General features: G+C 40.1%; 11 protein-coding genes. 4 read left to right on the top strand and 7 right to left on the bottom strand.

Annotated features, from left to right (window positions below; all coding sequences use genetic code 11):
• Window positions 1-365 precede the first annotated feature (365 nt).
• The gene (locus ACSSVW_RS02245; RefSeq protein ID WP_421420555.1) at window positions 366-2060 is read right to left on the bottom strand and encodes a cyanophycinase; all 1695 of its coding nucleotides are present in this window, start codon (window positions 2058-2060) and stop codon (window positions 366-368) included.
• A 383-nt stretch (window positions 2061-2443) separates the two neighbouring features.
• Between ACSSVW_RS02245 and ACSSVW_RS02240 the strand changes: the two genes are divergently transcribed.
• The 3 genes from ACSSVW_RS02240 (at window position 2444) to iadA (ending at window position 8107) form a co-directional block, all read left to right on the top strand.
• The gene (locus tag ACSSVW_RS02240) at window positions 2444-5371 is read left to right on the top strand and encodes a TonB-dependent receptor domain-containing protein (RefSeq protein ID WP_454178755.1); all 2928 of its coding nucleotides are present in this window, start codon (window positions 2444-2446) and stop codon (window positions 5369-5371) included.
• Between the two features lie 148 nt (window positions 5372-5519).
• Window positions 5520-6929: a putative basic amino acid antiporter YfcC gene (gene yfcC, locus ACSSVW_RS02235; protein ID WP_281547083.1), complete on the top strand. Its 1410-nt coding sequence runs from the start codon at window positions 5520-5522 to the stop codon at window positions 6927-6929.
• An 11-nt stretch (window positions 6930-6940) separates the two neighbouring features.
• Window positions 6941-8107, top strand: a complete 1167-nt coding sequence (gene iadA / locus ACSSVW_RS02230) for a beta-aspartyl-peptidase (protein ID WP_454178754.1) — start codon at window positions 6941-6943, stop codon at window positions 8105-8107.
• 17 nt (window positions 8108-8124) lie between these two features.
• On the opposite strand, the gene ACSSVW_RS02225 is transcribed toward iadA, so the two are convergent.
• The 4 genes from ACSSVW_RS02225 to ACSSVW_RS02210 form a co-directional block, all read right to left on the bottom strand.
• A complete protein-coding gene (locus tag ACSSVW_RS02225; RefSeq protein WP_421420552.1) occupies window positions 8125-9414 on the bottom strand; it encodes a hemolysin family protein in 1290 nt (429 codons plus the stop codon).
• 124 nt (window positions 9415-9538) lie between these two features.
• Window positions 9539-10237, bottom strand: coding sequence for a substrate-binding periplasmic protein (locus ACSSVW_RS02220; protein ID WP_421420551.1), 699 nt, complete (start codon window positions 10235-10237; stop codon window positions 9539-9541).
• Between the two features lie 126 nt (window positions 10238-10363).
• Window positions 10364-11473 carry an arginase family protein gene (locus ACSSVW_RS02215; RefSeq protein ID WP_036972773.1) on the bottom strand — a complete coding sequence of 370 codons (1110 nt, stop codon included), beginning with the start codon at window positions 11471-11473 and terminating at the stop codon, window positions 10364-10366.
• Window positions 11474-11763: 290 nt separating this feature from the next.
• The gene (locus ACSSVW_RS02210; protein WP_036972774.1) at window positions 11764-12543 is read right to left on the bottom strand and encodes a DUF2189 domain-containing protein; all 780 of its coding nucleotides are present in this window, start codon (window positions 12541-12543) and stop codon (window positions 11764-11766) included.
• A 144-nt stretch (window positions 12544-12687) separates the two neighbouring features.
• On the opposite strand from ACSSVW_RS02210, the gene udp reads away from it, so the two are divergent.
• Complete coding sequence (udp, locus tag ACSSVW_RS02205) at window positions 12688-13443, top strand: uridine phosphorylase (protein ID WP_454178753.1); 756 nt, start codon at window positions 12688-12690, stop codon at window positions 13441-13443.
• On the opposite strand, the gene cdd is transcribed toward udp, so the two are convergent.
• Together cdd and ACSSVW_RS02195 are read right to left on the bottom strand one after the other, a co-directional pair.
• The gene (cdd, locus tag ACSSVW_RS02200) at window positions 13432-14364 is read right to left on the bottom strand and encodes a cytidine deaminase (RefSeq protein ID WP_454178752.1); all 933 of its coding nucleotides are present in this window, start codon (window positions 14362-14364) and stop codon (window positions 13432-13434) included. The two genes, udp and cdd, sit on opposite strands and share 12 nt — an antisense overlap.
• A gap of 155 nt (window positions 14365-14519) precedes the next feature.
• Complete coding sequence (locus ACSSVW_RS02195; RefSeq protein ID WP_227006865.1) at window positions 14520-14837, bottom strand: hypothetical protein; 318 nt, start codon at window positions 14835-14837, stop codon at window positions 14520-14522.
• Window positions 14838-14877 lie beyond the last annotated feature (40 nt).

Here is a 14877-nt window from a genome sequence, read left to right as displayed (position 1 = left end):
ATGCAGTGCTAAAAAAGGTGTCAGTAATATAAAATATGAATACGCTTTGTCTTTTAGGTAGAGGCATTTACTTAATAATAAGAACACAAAAAGTAATGCTATTAGTGGGATACCTAACGTAGCAATATCAATCACTGTTAAAGCAAATTTAGGTGACAAATCATAAAGAGGTGTAAGAATTTCGCTAGGGATCGCTAAAGCTGAGCCAACCCCTACTACTGGAATAAATAAGCAAACAAACAGCCAAAAATAAATAAAAGTAGTAGATTATATTTCATTAACTCATTCCATGATTTGTTCGTTATTAGTGTTACGCTAACTAATAACGAACAAATAATCTACTACTTTTTCAGTGCTTTATAGTGTTAAAAGGATTTAACACTAAAGGCTAGATTCTCTACAGCACAGCCCGTACTACTTTTATTAACACGGTAATAATGCGTATCTTCAGTAGCATTTAAATCGAGTAGAAACTCATCATGCTGGGCTACAGCTTGTTGCTCTTGAGTTAAACACATAGCTTGCACAAGCGAGCGCAATTTAGCATCAGAGAAAATAGTACCAAAACGCTGCATCGGTAATCGCGGAATTTTAATACTAGGCAGTGCATTATCAACAGTTCGCTTCGCAAGACTAAAACCATCCTTTGTTACATCAATAACCGCCCCTGCAGGCCAATAACTGATTGCTCCTTTGTTTTTAGCGTCTGATTGAACATGTACTACACCACTTTTACCAATCACCGTCATTAATGCAGTTTCACCTGCTCGAATTGATACAAGCGCCGTAGTTTCATCAATGCCAAAACCATGTTTTTGCCCTGAATCTGCCAGTAATCTAGCCAAACGCATGGTTCTGTTGCGCTCGCTAAAATGAGTATCTAGAACCCCGTAAGTAAAGCTACCTAGACCGCCTTGTTTTTCATAGGTTAATGAATCTGCTGAAAGGCTATTATCACATTCATTTTTACAGCGCTCACTCGGTGGTGAAACAGCAAATGCTCCAGCTCTTAATGCTGCTAAACTAGTCCCATTAGAAATCATAGGCACCGAACCATAGGCATTCTTACCACCACTTTGCACGGCTGTTCCTGCACTTGTGCCAACAAGTAATGGCCTTTGTAAAATTGCATGGGTCCAAGGGTATTGCTTGCCGTTATCATCAAAAAGCACCTGTCTAGTTAAGCTCTGATCACCACCGTTAAACATAATGCCAGTTGCGTTTTCAATCAGTTTAACTAAATGCTCTACCCCTTGATCACAAAGCGCTTTTTCGGCCTTAATTCGGTCAGGGTAAATAGTCTCACGGTTAAAAACAGCCATTGTCTCAGTACGTAAAGCATCTAAATTCTCACATTGCTTACTGGTAATCGCTCTTGCTAAAGCGGGTGTTAAAGGTAACCACTTTGATTCGACACCATTAAAGCTTAATAATCCTTCATAAAAATCTGCTGATTCATAAGGGTCTCTGCTTGAAGCTGTAACCGCTAAAATGGTTGGTGATTCATCCGTTGTTTTTAACGAAGCAGACACAAAGTCTAAAATATCACTTGCTGCACTTTCATTGTTATCCGGTACACTAACTTGCTCTTTTTGTCTTGTAGAATCGGCTGTTAACACAGGAACTTCGAGAGTATCTAGCACGAAGTTATACTCTTTATCTGTTAACGCGTTCAATAACGTATTATCTAAATCACGCCATGCCCATAAAATATCACTTTTAGTGTTCACATCAGACTGTTGACGTGCAATCTGTGCTAATACCTTAAGCGTTTGCTGGCGATTTTTTTCATTATTTGTTGGCCAGTTTGTCTTTATTGCAGATAAAGCATCATTATTTAATCGAAATTTATTAGTTTGTTTACCACTGATCTGTTCATTAGAAAGGCAATTTTTAGGGCTCATACTTGAGCAGGTTGTCAATGCCCCACCAATTAAAACTAACGTTTGCTGTTGCTCACTTGCATAAACTTTACTGCCAAATGACGCGAAAACAACACTAAATACCCCAAAAATAAACCCAATGTGGTATTTAGCACTTTGCTCCTTAAGGATGTTCATATTGTTACACTCTTGTAAAAAAATATTAGAAAATTACTTGCACAGCTTTTTGTTGCTTGCTATAAAAAAAAGGAACATTTAAAACGCGAGTAAGCTAGCACTGTATTACTAGCTTTGTCAAAAGACCTTACGGATTGGAATTATGTTGAAAAACGCATTATCGCTTTGTACATATTTCTACTCTCCACACTACCTTTCGGAGTGGTTTGACGAGTAGCCACACCTCACTTCCTGTGAGGGGCTAGTTGTGTCTATAACCCACTGCCCTGTCTAAAAAAATTATAACAATTATTTAAAATGTCACGGTTTTGCCGTGGGTATTTAATACCAATTCGCTTAATTAAGTATTTTTGCGGATTGGTATAAGACAAAGGTAAATCAATATGTTTCGTCAGTTATCAATTGCTGTAGCAATCAGCGCTGTGCTGTGCCCAGTTCATGCTGTGTATGCTCAAAACGACCAACAATCAGAAAAAATTGAACGAGTAGAAGTAACAGGATCACGAATTAAAGGGGTTGATCTAGAAGGAACCATCCCGCTTACCGTGCTTGACCAAGATGCAATCAAGCGCTCAGGAGCGAACACTATTCATGAGTTATTAAAAGATTTATCTGTATTCAAAGGCGGATCAGGTACCTTTTCGACATCTGAAAGTGGTGGTACATCAACCTCAACGCCAGCGGGTCAATCTGCTGCCAGCCTTCGTGGTATGGGGCCCTCAGCTACATTAACACTGATTAATGGCCGTCGTGTTGCGCCGAGCTCGTTCGCAGCAGGCACTGAAAATTTTGTTGATGTGAACTCAATTCCACTTGCCGCAATCGAGCGCATTGATATTCTCGCCACTGGTGCATCGGCAATATATGGGGCTGATGCTGTCGCTGGTGTTATTAACTATATTCTTAAAGATGACTTTCAAGGAGCTGAAGTAAACACTTCTTACACTAATAGTTTTGACAGTCATGACGAAGGTAAGAAACAACTTAACTTAGTTTACGGCACGAATATAGGTGAGAGTAACTTAACGGTATTTGCCGATATTTACGATCGCAATGCCTTTAAAGCGACCGACAGAAGCTATACCGCAACCCCAAATTTAGTGAATGGTTACTCATACTTACCCAAACTTGAGAACTCGCCGAACATTTATTACTACAGTAGTCGAGATGGCAATGAGCTACCTGCGCCAAACTGTAAAACAGAACTTGTTACGACTGAGTATGGGGAGCAAATTTGTGCTTACTATGCTAACCAAGATGATTACCTAGAAACCCCATTTGAAAGCCTATCAACTGGCTTTATGTTTAACAGCAACTTAGGTGATTTAGATTGGCATACCGATTTCTTCTATAGCCAAACTAAATCAAAAGCGTATTCATCACCAGCCCCTATCAATCAAATAAACGACGAAGACGGCCCTTATATTATTGAAGATGCGTTATTTATTTATGATAACGCTGACGGCAGTAACGAGCTGATGGACCAGCTTTATATTGATCCATTTACCACTCAAGCGGGTCGAGATGTATATGGCTTTGCATTTGATGCGCGCTTTAATTCACCACGAACGGTTGAAGTCGAAACCAAAAACTTTCGCTTAGTCAGTAGCCTTGCCGGTTACATTGGTGATTGGAGTTGGGAGTCGGGAGTAACCTTCTCTCGTTCTAAGTCAGAGCAACAAGCAATTGATGGTATTTATAACCGCTACCAATTTCATGCAGCTATCACTGGTGAATTATGCTCTGACGGATCATTAGCTACATACGATGGAACACAGCTTAATTGTGCACAAGGTAAGTTAATGCCGTTCTACAACCCGTTTTTACAGGGGGATAGTAATAATGATGCAGTGCTTGATCTTGCAAAGGCAAACCCAAGTAGAAGCGGTGAAAGTACAGTATATGGTTGGGATTTAAACTTTAATGGCGATTTATTTACGTTTAATGAGTTACCCATTTATGCTGCATTTGGTATTGAAACTAGACGAGAAGAATTAAAAGATATTCCGTCGTTAGACTCACAAGCCCGTCCTGAAAATGGTTATTTGGTAGATGTATTTGGTTTCGGCTCTAGCTTGTCTGAAGCCGATCGTACTCAGTACGCTGCATTTTTAGAGTTGAATGTGCCATTCACTGAGCAGCTAGAACTGCAAGTCGCTGGTCGTTACGATCATTACGATGACTTTGGTGGAACGTTTAACCCTAAAGTTGGTTTAAGCTATCGTCCTTCAGATTCTCTTATCATTAGAAGTTCTTGGTCAACGTCGTTTAGAGCACCTTCATTAACTCAAGCTGGCGTAAAATTACGTACCACACAATCACGCTTCGATTGCGGTGCTAATCAGGCTGTTGCAGATTTATATTGTATGGGTGATGGCACCGAGGTCAGTGTTAACAGCCTAGAACTCGGTAATCAAGCACTCAAAGCCGAAGAGTCTGAAGCGCTCAGCATTGGCTTTGCATGGAGCCCATCTGTAAATACTAACTTAACGGTTGATTATTGGCATTTTGATCACGAACAAGTTATCGATACCAATATGACTGCAGTGCTAGATAGAGCTATTACAGATGCTTCTCTTCGTCACTGTGGGCTAGTACCACAAGGTCAACAAGGTATTTCGTACGAGGAGCAGCTGTGTGAAGTAACCGATAATGCTGGACTCAATATCGAAAGTGATGGCGCTAATCTTTCAGAGATCCTCACAAACTATATTAGTGAGTTTAACCCGCGAGAAGATGAGCTATTCCTGCCATTATTTAGAGACCATGTTATTCCTCTTGAAAATACTGGCACCCAGACATTAGCAGGTATCGATTTTAAATTTGATCATCAATTTAATTTTGCAAAAGGTAATTTAACACTCGCTTTCGATGGTACACACTATTTAGAGTTTGAGCGAAATAAACCTGGCTCAGATGCAATCGAAAAACTAATTGGTACTTATCGCTACCCTGAAAATGTAGGCAGATTTTCTATTGATTGGGAAGCTGAGAGTTATTACTTAAATCTCGGTGCCAATTATACCAGTAGTTATGAGGATGATATCGAAGGGCTGCGTGGTCGTGAAATAGACGAACTAGAAGAGCTTGGCGAGCTTAACGAGGAGTTAAAACGTGACGTTGATGACTGGTTAGTATGGGATTTATCAGCTGGCTATTTTGTCAATGATGCATTATCAATCCGCGCTCGTATTGATAATATCTTCGATAAAGAACCCCCTAAGCTATATGGCTCAAGCCGCGGGTTTGATTCAATCAATCATAATGCATATGGCACTCGCTATACGTTGAGTCTGAGCTATCGCTTTTAACATTAATGTGGGCGGCTCTATGTCGCCCACATTGCTAAGTTTGTGTTATCAATAACTCAAACTCGCGGCTCTCAGTGTTAATCTTTCTCAGCAAGGGCTACAATACCTTGCTTTTCTCACATTCTTCGAACAATCGTTAAGTGACTTTATGAAAAACAAACAGTTTGCGATGCCTGATGCGAGCATCATTTTGTTATGCGTCGCAGTCATCGCCTATTTAGCCAGTTTATTTATAACACCCGGTGTGTTTAATGCCGAACAAGATAGTCACAGTGTTGAATTATCACAGTATCAAAAAGCAACAGAACATACACCACCTGCCCTTTTTGCAGAAGGAGGAGGCATTGGTCTAGCCAATGTATTGTTTGAAGGCTTAGTCTCTGGTGATAAATATGGTGCAGCCATCGGGGTAATGGCATTTATTTTAATCACAGGTGGCGCCTTTGGCGTTATTTTAAAAACGGGTGCGATTAATAACGGCATTATGGCGCTGATTAATAAAACACAACACGTAGAGTGGATATTCATTCCTTTGCTATTTGTGCTTTTTTCATTAGGAGGCGCAGTATTTGGTATGGGTGAAGAAGCCATCGCCTTTTGTATTGTGTTATTCCCCATTATGAAACAACTCGGTTATGATGCAAAAGTAACTGTATTAACAACTTATGTTGCGACACAGATTGGCTTTGCTACCTCTTGGATGAACCCATTTAGTATCGCAATTGCTCAATCAATTGCAGAGATCCCGGTGTTTTCTGGTGCCGGATTCAGAATGGTTGCGTGGCTGGTTTTTACCTCATTTGGCCTTCTATTTACTATCCGATATGCTAATTCAATCAGATCGGCAAAGAACCTAAGTGCTCAAGAAAATAACAAGTCAATTAGCTTAGACAGCGCAGATAAGCTTATCTTAATAACCTTTATTGCAGGTATTATTTGGGTTATTTGGGGTGTTATGGCAAGGCAGTATTATATTCCTGAATTAGCTGCGCAGTTCTTCTGCTTAGGTGTAGCCTCTGCTGTTATTGCTAGTCTATTTAAAAAACAAACAGCAAATGAAAGCGCAAATGCATTTAAAGAGGGTGCACAAGAACTCCTGCCCGCAGCGCTTTTGGTTGCTTTAGCAAAAGGCGTTATTTTAATACTTGGCGGTAGCGATTTAACATCGCCTTCAACTCTAAATACTTTGCTTTACTATAGCGCCACCAGCATCTCAGTTGTACCAGACTATATCGCCGCTTGGGGTATGCTATTATTTCAAAGTGTGTTTAACTTTTTTGTATCTTCAGGTTCAGGACAAGCAGCAATCACAATGCCGCTAATGTCACCACTGGGTGATCTATTAAATATTTCACGGCAGATTGTAGTGCTGGCGTTTCAATTAGGTGATGGACTAACCAATATATTTATTCCCACCTCAGCAAGCCTCATCGGCTGTTTAGGCATTGTTAAACTTGATTGGAGTGAGTGGGCAAGCTTTATTTGGCGTTTTACCTTAGCGCTATTTGGCCTTGCTAGTTGCTTTATTTTTCTCGCACATTTTATTAACTATCAGTAAAAGATTTAATTATGTTAACACTTATAAAAGGCGCAGATATTTTCGCTCCTTCGCCGCTTGGAAACCAAGATGTTTTAATCGCGGGCGGAAAAATCGTGGATATACAGCCTGAAATTAATATCGAAAATTATCATGGTGTTACCATCGTTGATGGATCTAATTGCATTTTAACTCCGGGGTTTGTTGACTCTTTAGTCCATATAACAGGTGGTGGCGGTGAGGCTGGTTTTGCTAGCAGAACACCTGAAATGAACCTAACAGATGCAACATTGCATGGTACAACAACGGTTATCGCTGCCCTTGGTACTGACTCAAGTAGTCGAACCCATAGTAATTTAATTGCAAAAGCAAAAGCACTTAAAGAACGAGGATTAAACGTATTTTGCCATACAGGTTCATATCACTTACCTGCTAAAACACTCACTGGTTCAATAACGAATGACATTATGTATATTGAGGAGTTTATTGGTGTCGGTGAAGTCGCCATTTCTGATCATCGCAGTAGTCAGCCAACGGCTCAGCAACTTGCTGAACTAGCCGCTGAAGCAAAAGTGGCTGGCATGTTAAGTGGTAAAAAAGGCACGGTTAGTATTCATGTAGGTCCAGTAGATAGTCACTTATCTTTATTACATGAGATAGATATCTTAACTGATATTTCGCTTAGCCAGTTTTATCCTACGCATATGAATCGTAATCTTGCTTTACTCAATGCGGGCGTGGCGTTTTGCAAAGCGGGTGGCACTATCGACTTTACCACAAGCACGACAGAGTATGATCTTGCCCATGGTGAATATTCAGCCGCGCAGGCACTGGCTTACTGCCTTAAAAATAATGTACAACCGACTAAGCTCACCATGAGCTCTGATGGTCATGCAAGCTTACCTATTTTTGATGATAACTTTAATCTATTAGGTCTTGAAGTTGGTAAAGAATCAACATTGCATAGCTCGTTTGTTGAAGCCGTTCAAGAATATGGTGTATCGGTTGAACACGCATTAATGGCTATTACCTCAAATCCAGCTGATGTGCTTGGTATTAATAAAGGTAGAGTGACTATCAATGCAGATGCAGATCTGGTGTTACTTGATAATGCATCACTGCAGCCCATTGAGTGTTGGTCAAATGGCGTACACATGGTGCATCAAGCTAAGGCAATAGTGAAAGATACTTTTGAATAAAGGCTGCATGAGCAGCCTTAATTGCTTTCTTCTGAAATTCGAGTAACTAAGAGTTGCTCGACCTTCACTCCTTCAACATCAACCACTTCAAATTTAAACCCGCCAAAGTGTATAAACTCGGCGCGCTTCGGAAGTCGCTTCATCGTATAAATAAGGAATCCGGCAATAGTTTCATAATGTGATTGATCAGGAAACTCTTCTATCTCTAGCACTTTAGCAAGCTCAACCACAGGTGTCAGGCCATCCACTAACCATGAAGTGTTATCACGTTGAATAATTAACTCTTCGCCCTGATGACTGATCAAATCACCCATAAAGCCTTTCATAAGATCTTTTACCGTAACGATGCCAACCATTAATGCGTATTCATTAACAACTACAGCAAACGGCTCAGCGGCGGTTTTAAAAGTATTTAACGCTTCTGACAAACTAAGAGTTTCAGGTAAATAAAAGATATCCTTATTGATCAGTTCCTCATCTATGTCAGCATTTTGGCCTTTGAGTACCTTACGCAAAATATCTTTTGATTCAACCGAACCAATTAATTTATCTAAACTGCCATCGCACACTAAAAAGTGATTGTGTGGGTGTTCAATAATTTTTGTAGCGACATCATCCGCAGCGGCTTTCACATCGAAAAACACAATTTGATCTCGCGGTGTCATCACACTCGATAAAAAGCGAGCTTCTAAGTCAAATACATTACCAATAATCTCATACTCTTGCTGCTGTAAACTTCCGTATTCAGCACCTGCATCCATCATGGCAACAATGTCTTCTGTGGTTACAATGTCTTCTCGTTCTGCCGGCACTTTAAAAGCACGCAGAATAAAATTAGTGGTGCCATTAAAAAACATCACAAACGGTGTTAGCGCAAAAGTTACCCAGCGCATGATTGAAACGACATTCACTGCGACCACTTCCGGCATGATCATCGCCAAACGTTTGGGTAGCAAGTCTGCAAATAAGATAAAGAGCGACGTAATACAAAAAAACGAGATTAAAAAGCTTATCTGACTAAGCAACGGCCCTTGGTATACCATGACCAAAATTTGTTCAATGTAAGGTGATAAGGCTTGCTCACCCACTATCCCGCCTAAAATCGCGATGGCGTTCAGCGCAATTTGAATCATCGCAAAAAATGCACCTGGTTGCTCTTGCAGTGTTAAAACCGCCTGCGCTTTTTTACTACCTTCATCAACCATAACGCGCAATTTGATCTTGCGTGATGCAGCGATGGCTATCTCACTCATCGCAAATAAAGCACTAATCAAAATTAATAACATAATAATGAGTAAATCACTCATTGCAGCTCCTAAATATAGAATCGCATTCAATCTTTTGAATACACAGTACTTTTTAGACGTTACACTTTTGCAAGAATGGTCAAAAAGCAGCTGATTATAGCGACTTTAATGCAATCAACAAGTGCTATTTTTTATCGTCAAATGCAAAGGCGTTGGTTAATTTTTCCAAGGTTGAATTGTTGATATTTTTATTGCATGCAAAATACAATTCTTGGCTTCCCACTGGGATTTCATAAACAGGTTTTAATGACGAGAGTGAGGGGTCTTGCTGGAGCGCGAAGTTAAATTGTTCATCGCTGAGCACCACTAAATCGATACTATTACGACGGCTTTTTAATATATCGTATATGTTGTCAAAACTATTTAATAAGATGAGTTGGTTTTTTTCATTAAAACCATGTTCTGCTAAATAAATATGACTGTAATTGTCTTTTAAAACGGCAATACGGTATCGTTTCGCATCACCCAGATTTGCAATATTGATATGCTCAGGCTTGAAGCTATAAAACGAGACGGTAAAGTTAGACAGCTTGGAAATCCATTTAAAATGCGCTTCTCTGACTGGAAGCCTCGCCATAGAGAAGATACAGGTGTTACTGTCACGCAGTGCTGCATTGTATGAAACAGACCAAGGATTAACCGATAGTGTGTAGTTAACGCCGCTGCGCGTTAATGCTGCCTTTACTTTATCAACGACAGTACCAACAAGTTCGCCTTTTTCATTTTGATAGTGAAAATTTGGTAAGTTCTCAGTCACTATTGTAATTGCTGCAAAACAAGGAAATATTAAAAGCAACAAAGACAAAATTAGTAAATTGCGCATACAGCAACAACACCACAATATGATTATTAACTATCAATATAGCGTGATGTAGCCATTATTGAAATAGAATTAACAATTGTGACCAGAACAAGGGCCTAATACACAGGCCCTTGCATTATTAACGTATTATTTATTCATTGCACCGATTAAAAATGCTGAGATTTTTGCACCCTCTCTCAACGTTGTTTCTGAACTTGTTTGACCAATCAACGAACTGTCCGTAAAGGGGGCAATTTCCATCATGTCAGCCCCTGTGATTGGAAACTCATCGGCTAACGCCACCAAAATATCCAGAGCATGCTGAGGGGTTAATCCCCCCGCTTCTGGCGTACCGGTAGCCGAAGCGAAACTTTCATCAAGCGCATCTATATCGAAGCTCACGTATAGCTCATCAATATTGTCTGCTTTAAGTTGTGCAATAACCTCATCTGCAACCGCTTTTGCGCCGCGTTCGATTATTTCATGCGCCCAATGCTGTTTCACACCGAATGTTGATTCCCAATGCGCTTTTGGTTTGCCACTTGAACGAATACCAAATTGGATCAAATTACGCGGAGCGGGTAAATACTCAAGAATATGTGTGCACCACGAACCAAAACACAAATCAATCCCTAGTCGTTCAACTAATAGGTCGGTGTGCGCATCAAAATGAATAATAGCAGTGCGTTTACCTGCATCGCGTTTTGCTTTTAAATACGCTTTGGTTAACGGGTAACTAATTGAATGGTCACCCCCTATTCCAAAAATCCCTTTTTCTGGGTAGTGTGCATAAAAGCCATCACATACGTCTTCTGTAATAGAAAGTGGTGAAACATGATATTCACTATTTTCGTCAGCATACAACGCTTTTTGACAGTTACTAATCGTTGCATCGTTCAAATATTTATCATGCAATAAATGTGGAATAACACGCACATCACCTAAATCAAAAGCACGTGCTTGAGGCTGTTGATCAATTAATGTCGAACGTAAAAATAGCGGTCCCCAATTGGCCCCACGTAAAATACCACCGCCACAATCTGAACTAATCCCTAAAATAACGGCTTTATGCTCAGAGTCTGCTAATGTCTCGAGTGATTCTTTCCACAGCACATCAACATTTTCTGTTTGACCATAAAGCTTGGTACGAAGTGCATCTTTACGCTCTTTAGCTGTATTAACCGTAAAAACACCGTCTCCTGGTGGACAAAGGCAGTGACTTAATTTTTCGTGGAATGCTTTTTGTGTGTTACTCATATCTACTCCGCTGATAATTATCTGCATAATCATGCGCTAACAAAAATTTATGCATTTAGCACAAAGTTCAAAACTAGATAAGCCTAGTATTAAACAGCGTATGAAAATTAGAAAAAACAACTCATTGAATTTAATAGATTTATTTTCTCAAACAGAAAAGTTGAATTTGCTTATGAATTAAATAAACAATCTAATGAGGCAGGTATAACATGCGTTAAGTTAAAGTCAAATAGTGCAGCAATCGGTGAGATTACTGCACTAGATTTATATTCATGCAGAGTGAATACTCATTATTCGTAACCTCGCGGTTTCTTAGTCTTGATCACCGCAATATACGCATGCCAGCTTGCATAGCTAAGTAAAGGCATAATGACAATAAAACCGGCCGTGCCAGTGATAAACCCGACAAATACCAAGCAAAGTATTAACCCAGCCCACACAATCATTGCTGCCGCGTTTGTTTTAACGGCGTTAATAGAAGAGATGACCGCTGTCATTAAGTCCACACGACGCTCCATCATAATTTGCGGCGTAAAGGCCGAAATGGCAAACACAGTGACTAGTAAAATACCACCGACAATCGTACCTAGGGTTAAAAATGCCGACAATTGCTCAAAGCTTGGGTTTACAACGTTTGGATACAAGGCATGGATAAGTGCTGCTAATCGCATCCACACAATCATTATCACCATAAGTAAAAAAGCAAATCCCCATTCACCGGCAGGATTTCTAAACATTGATTTTAAGCTATGAAATAAAGTTGGTTTATGCCCTTTTTCAAGCTCCCAAGCAACATCATATAGGCCTGCCGCAAATGCAGGACCAATTAATGCAAAGGCAACAACAGCCGGTAAAATCACAAGATGGGTATCAAATTGATACACAAAGTACATAATCGTAGCGGGTATTAGGGTGAACACTAAACCATAAACTAAACTTAATATGGGTGCATTAGCGATATCTTTAAACGCCAAAGACAACCAGTGAAAAGGCGCCGAGGCTGATACGTGTGAACTCTCTAAGCAGCGGGCAAATTGTTGATGTTTACTCATAGAAGATGACGCAGGCATAATATATCCTCTTTTATCATTACATCTTTAGGTTTAGGTTATCTGTTCGATTCTTGCAACCTTCACCTTAAATAGGACATCTGTCCTGTACTTTACAAGCAGATGATTTAAGTATTACGCTTTAGATAAAAATAAGGTTCAAAAATGGAAAAGGTATTTCACTTAGGACTCTCACGTGACAACTTAAAAGGTGCCACTCTGGCAATTGTTCCTGGCGATCCTGACCGCTCAGCGCGTATTTCAACCTTTCTTGATAACCCTGAATGCTTAGCAAAAACCCGTGAATTTCATGTTTATCGTGGTGAACTAAATGGCCACAGCGTTGTGGTATGTTCGACTGGCATTGGTGGACCTTCGACATCAATCGCTGTAGAAGAATTAGCACAACTGGGTGTTGATACTTTTTTACGCATTGGGACAACCGGAGCCATTCAACCACATATTAACGAAGGTGACATTTTAATTAGCCAAGCGTCTGTGCGTTTAGATGGAGCAAGCCAACACTTTGCCCCGTTAAGTTACCCTGCGGTTTCTGATTTTTTTGCCACACAAGCAATGGTTAATGCCTGCGATAACTTAGCCATCAATTATCATATTGGTATTACGGCATCGAGTGATACATTTTATCCTGGACAAGAACGCTACGATACTTATTCAGGTTATGTACCACGAGCTTTGCAAGGTAGTTGTGAAGAGTGGCAAAAACTTGGTGTCATGAATTATGAAATGGAATCGGCAACACTCTTTACTATGTGTGCTGCTTTAGGCCTCAGAGCAGCCTGTGTAGCTGGCGTATTAGTAAATAGAACTAAGCAAGAAATCCCTAATGTAGACCACGGCGAGATCGAGAAAAAGTCGGTCGCCGTCGTCATAGAAGCGGCCAAACTGTTACTTAATTAAAGCCGCTGTAATGTATTCAAATGCTGGTGGGTTTTCAAAGCTTGCCAGCACTGCTTTCGACACCTCTAATTGATTTTTCGCGTCCTCTGTCTCAAGTAAAGTGATTGACTTAACCGTCTGATCGTCAAAATTTAATCCACTAAGATAAAACTGGCTCAACGCACTTTGTAAAGGTGACAAACTGGGGCTATATGCCGCATTTTCTGCGTAACTGCCATAAAAATCACCATCGTGGTACGTACTAATTTTAACGGCGCTAAAGTTCCCCGTGTAAGGCACGTAGGCATTTAATGCTGTTTTAATGAGTGTTTCATCACACGCGTTACAAATACCTGAAAATTGATGCGTACTCGCTGACTGCGACATAAGACTTATTTCATTACCTAAGTCTTTAGGACCAAACGCATTAGGCAGTAAGTCATGCAAACTAAAGTGCTTTTCTGGTAGGAGTATCTCAAGCGAATCGGCTGTATCTAGCTCATTCATGAACTGGCGGCAATAACCACACGGCGCATCACTAATTGCAATTTTAATGACTGATTTTGCCCCATTTAGCCAGGCATTATTTATCGCTGACTGCTCTGCATGAACAACTAAACTTAATGCTTGATGGGTAAACTCAACATTCGCACCAAAATAGAACTGAGTTTCGCCTTGCTGATTAATACCCAGTGCAATTGCACCGACATAAAATTGCGATATAGGCGCAACAGAAAATAAACTCGCAACGGGTACACACGCTTTAAGTAACTGTGTTTCTGTGAGTTTATGCTCATTACACAGACCAATAATATCGCGCTGAAATAGAATACCGCGCTGCTGCTTTAACTGAGTAAAAAGCGCTGTTTTTTGCTCTAAAGAAAAACTAAATGACGCTAAATTTAGCGCTTCTTGGCTCAGTTCTTTACTACTTGCTGTCATAACAAATTATAATTATTAATTGGCTATACAGTGTAAAAGGTTATGCCCGTAATTACTAGACTCTAAGGCGTGCAAAGCTCAATTATGTCCCGATTTAATAGGCTAATTAGTCGCAGCTTTAAATTAAAACCGGGTGTGTATGTCACATTTTGAGATTACTGTTCTATAAGCCAATTTTTTGCTGTTTGAAAACATTCGAAATTTTCTGCATGCACGTTATAACGCTTGGCCTTTTGCACAAACAGGTCATGCATAAACCCATCAAAACTGACCACAATTGCGATTACAGCTCGCTTTAAAGTGTTTGCAACAACGGGCATAATGGTAAATAAGTCTGCAGGCTCAAAGTTATGGGTTAACTCGGATACATCGACCAAAATTTTATCTGATCCATACAATAAAGAGTATTGATGGGCTATTTGGTAAAAATTTATCACATCCTGTGCACTTGCCATCCCTCTTAACGTCATCATTACAAGCGACGTCGATGCATCATATGTGATGCAAGTAGAC

The organism is Pseudoalteromonas sp. MBR-15 (genome assembly GCF_053628915.1).
This window is presented reverse-complemented; position numbering and strand designations above follow the sequence as displayed.

What these genes read in the sequence shown, in the direction of transcription:
- ACSSVW_RS02245 (WP_421420555.1), bottom strand. Translation starts at nt 2,060, where the DNA reads ATGAACATCCTTAAGGAGCAAAGTGCTAAATACCACATTGGGTTTATT.
- ACSSVW_RS02240 (WP_454178755.1), top strand. Translation starts at nt 2,444, where the DNA reads ATGTTTCGTCAGTTATCAATTGCTGTAGCAATCAGCGCTGTGCTGTGC.
- yfcC (WP_281547083.1), top strand. Translation starts at nt 5,520, where the DNA reads ATGAAAAACAAACAGTTTGCGATGCCTGATGCGAGCATCATTTTGTTA.
- iadA (WP_454178754.1), top strand. Translation starts at nt 6,941, where the DNA reads ATGTTAACACTTATAAAAGGCGCAGATATTTTCGCTCCTTCGCCGCTT.
- ACSSVW_RS02225 (WP_421420552.1), bottom strand. Translation starts at nt 9,414, where the DNA reads ATGAGTGATTTACTCATTATTATGTTATTAATTTTGATTAGTGCTTTA.
- ACSSVW_RS02220 (WP_421420551.1), bottom strand. Translation starts at nt 10,237, where the DNA reads ATGCGCAATTTACTAATTTTGTCTTTGTTGCTTTTAATATTTCCTTGT.
- ACSSVW_RS02215 (WP_036972773.1), bottom strand. Translation starts at nt 11,473, where the DNA reads ATGAGTAACACACAAAAAGCATTCCACGAAAAATTAAGTCACTGCCTT.
- ACSSVW_RS02210 (WP_036972774.1), bottom strand. Translation starts at nt 12,543, where the DNA reads ATGCCTGCGTCATCTTCTATGAGTAAACATCAACAATTTGCCCGCTGC.
- udp (WP_454178753.1), top strand. Translation starts at nt 12,688, where the DNA reads ATGGAAAAGGTATTTCACTTAGGACTCTCACGTGACAACTTAAAAGGT.
- cdd (WP_454178752.1), bottom strand. Translation starts at nt 14,364, where the DNA reads ATGACAGCAAGTAGTAAAGAACTGAGCCAAGAAGCGCTAAATTTAGCG.
- ACSSVW_RS02195 (WP_227006865.1), bottom strand. Translation starts at nt 14,837, where the DNA reads ATGATGACGTTAAGAGGGATGGCAAGTGCACAGGATGTGATAAATTTT.